General features: G+C 64.5%; 2 pseudogenes. One reads left to right on the forward strand and one right to left on the reverse strand.

The annotated features are described in order from the left end of the window. The first annotated feature begins 616 nt into the window (after positions 1-616). Positions 617-2,133, forward strand: a pseudogene (locus tag JCM25156_RS24255) (acetyl-CoA hydrolase/transferase family protein). A gap of 43 nt (positions 2,134-2,176) precedes the next feature. Here JCM25156_RS24255 and JCM25156_RS24260 read toward each other — a convergent pair. Further along, positions 2,177-2,803, reverse strand: a pseudogene (locus JCM25156_RS24260) (AAA family ATPase); the annotation flags it as partial.

The raw sequence follows: 2,803 nt of genomic DNA on the forward strand, positions 1-2,803 counted from the left end.
CGGCACGGGGCCGGGCGCGATGGCGGGTTCCTTGCCGTGGGCGGCGGGCGCGTGTCATCCCGTGCCATGACAGGCCGGTGAGAGGGAAATCGGCGTCTCAAACGAAAAAACCCTCCTGTCCTGCTGGCGGTGTCGCGCGTGGGTGTCCCTTGCCGGGTCTGCTCTCCTATTATTCACAAGATTGGCCGCCATGCACTAGGGGATGGGCAATAATGTGTCGTCAGTGACACAAAACGGTTGCATCCGGGTAACGCGCCCGTGGGACAGGGAGCATATTGCCAAAAATACCGACCAAAAATACACCGTTCACATCTTCCGCCTTCCAGATGGGGCCAACGCGTGGGCGCGGACCGGAGTCCGGGCGGGGGGGTGTCACACTTTTTTGTTGTGACGTGGCCCACAGGACGGAGAACAGATGTTTGCGTCATGCCGAAGTGAAACGCAGCGCCCGGCCATAAGGTGCAAAGGGAATACCCACACCGTATGTGGCGGCCAGACTGCCCGGACAGGCCCGGGGGGCCAGCGGGCGCCCGCCCGGGACCGTGGCTGAGGCATAAGACATATCCGGCGCGGTCAGGCCGTCCGGACATAACGATAAGAGTTTGAGGGAAAGTTCATGATCGACCACACCCGAATCCGGAATGCGGCGCTCCGGGCCAAGATCACTACCGCCGAGCAGGCGGCCTCCCTTGTCCGCCCCGGCAGTACGGTCGGCACCAGCGGCTTCACGGGCGCCGGTTACCCCAAGGCCGTGCCGCAGGCGCTGGCGGCGCTGATGGAGCGCGAGCACGCCAAGGGTAATGACTACCGCATCCGGCTTCTGACGGGCGCTTCCACCGGGCCGGAGCTTGATGGCGCGCTGGCCAAGGCCAACGGCGTCTCCTTCCGCATGCCCTACAATTCCGATCCCGGCCTGCGCGCGCGCATCAACGCGGGCGAGACCGAATATCTGGACATGCATCTCAGCCACGTCGCGCCCATGGCCTGGGCTGGATTCTTTGGCGAGATGGATACCGCCATCATCGAGGCCACCGCCATCCGCGAGGATGGCAGCATTGTCCCGTCCTCCTCCGTGGGGAACAGCAAGACATGGCTGGATATCGCCAAGCAGGTCATTGTCGAGGTCAATAGCTGGCAGGATCCGGCGCTCGAAGGCATGCACGACATCTGGTACGGCGCGGCCCTGCCGCCGCACCGCCAGCCCATTCCGCTGCTGCGGCCCGATGACCGCATCGGCGGCACGTCGCTGAAGGTCGATCCGGCCAAGATCGTGGCCATTGTCGAGACCAACGCCCCCGACCGCAACGCCCCGTTCTCACCGCCCGACCAGACCGCGCGCGGCATCGCGGGCCATCTCATGGAATTCTTCGAGCATGAAGTGAAGAAGGGCCGCCTGCCGCCTTCGCTCCTGCCGTTGCAGTCCGGCGTGGGCAACGTGGCCAACGCCGTGATGGGCGGGCTGGAGGAAGGCCCGTTCCATGACCTGACCGCCTATACCGAGGTCATTCAGGACGGCATGCTGGGCATGCTGGAAACGGGAAAGATGCGGGTGGCCTCGGCCACGGCGTTCTCCCTCAGCCCCGAGGCGGCGGAGTCGCTCAATTCCCGCATGCGGGAGTTCCAGAAGAAGATCATCCTGCGCCCGCAGGACATCAGCAACCACCCCGGCCTGATCCGCCGTCTGGGCTGTATCGCCATGAACGGTCTGATCGAATCGGACATTTACGGCAATGTGAACTCGACCCAGATCATGGGCTCCAAAATCCAGAACGGGATCGGTGGTTCGGGTGATTTCGCCCGCAACGCCTATATTTCCGTGTTCATGACCCCATCCACGGCCAAGGGCGGCAAGATTTCCGCCATCGTGCCCATGGCGTCGCATGTCGATCACATCACGCAGGATTCGCAGGTACTCGTGACCGAGCAGGGTCTAGCCGACCTGCGTGGCCTGTCCCCCAAGCAGCGCGCGGAAGTCATCATCGCCAACTGCGCGCATCCGGACTACCGCCCGATGCTGCAGGATTATTTCAAACGCGCCGCGCGGGTTCGTTCGGCCAGCAGTCCCCGCATCTGCTGACCGAGGCGCTGTCTTGGCACCAGCGCTTCATCGAAACCGGCAGCATGCTGCCCTGATCCCACGCTGCCCGTGCGTGCCATGGCACGCACGGGCAGGTGTTCACGGCGCGGCGGGCCGGTCCTGATCCACCATTTCGGTGGCGCGTTCCAGATCGACCGAGAGTACGCGGCTGACCCCGCGTTCCTGCATGGTCACGCCATACAGGCGGTCCATATGCGCCATGGTCAGCTGGTGGTGGGTGACGACAAGGAAGCGCGTGCCCGCCTCGGCCACCATGTCGGCCAGCAGGGAACAGAACCGCCCCACATTGGCGTCATCCAGCGGGGCGTCCACCTCATCGAGTACGCATACGGGCGCGGGATTGCAGCGGAACACCGCGAAAATGAGCGAAAGCGCCGTCAGCGCCTGCTCCCCACCGGACAGCAGCGACAGCGTGGCCAGTTTCTTGCCCGGCGGCTGCGCATAGATTTCCAGCCCCGCCTGTAGCGGGTCATCATTGCCGATCATGCCCAGATGCGCGCGGCCGCCATTGAACATGCGGGCGAAAAGCGACTGGAAATGCTGGTCGATCTGGGAAAACGTGGCCGTGAGCCGCTCGCGCCCTTCGCGGTTGAGCTGCCCGATCATGCCGCGCAGGCGGGCGATGGCGGATTGCAGTTCGTCACGCTCATGCAGGATGGTGTCGATCCGGCCCGCCGCGTCCTGTGCCTCGATCTCGGCGCGCAG

The organism is Komagataeibacter kakiaceti JCM 25156, assembly GCF_000613305.1.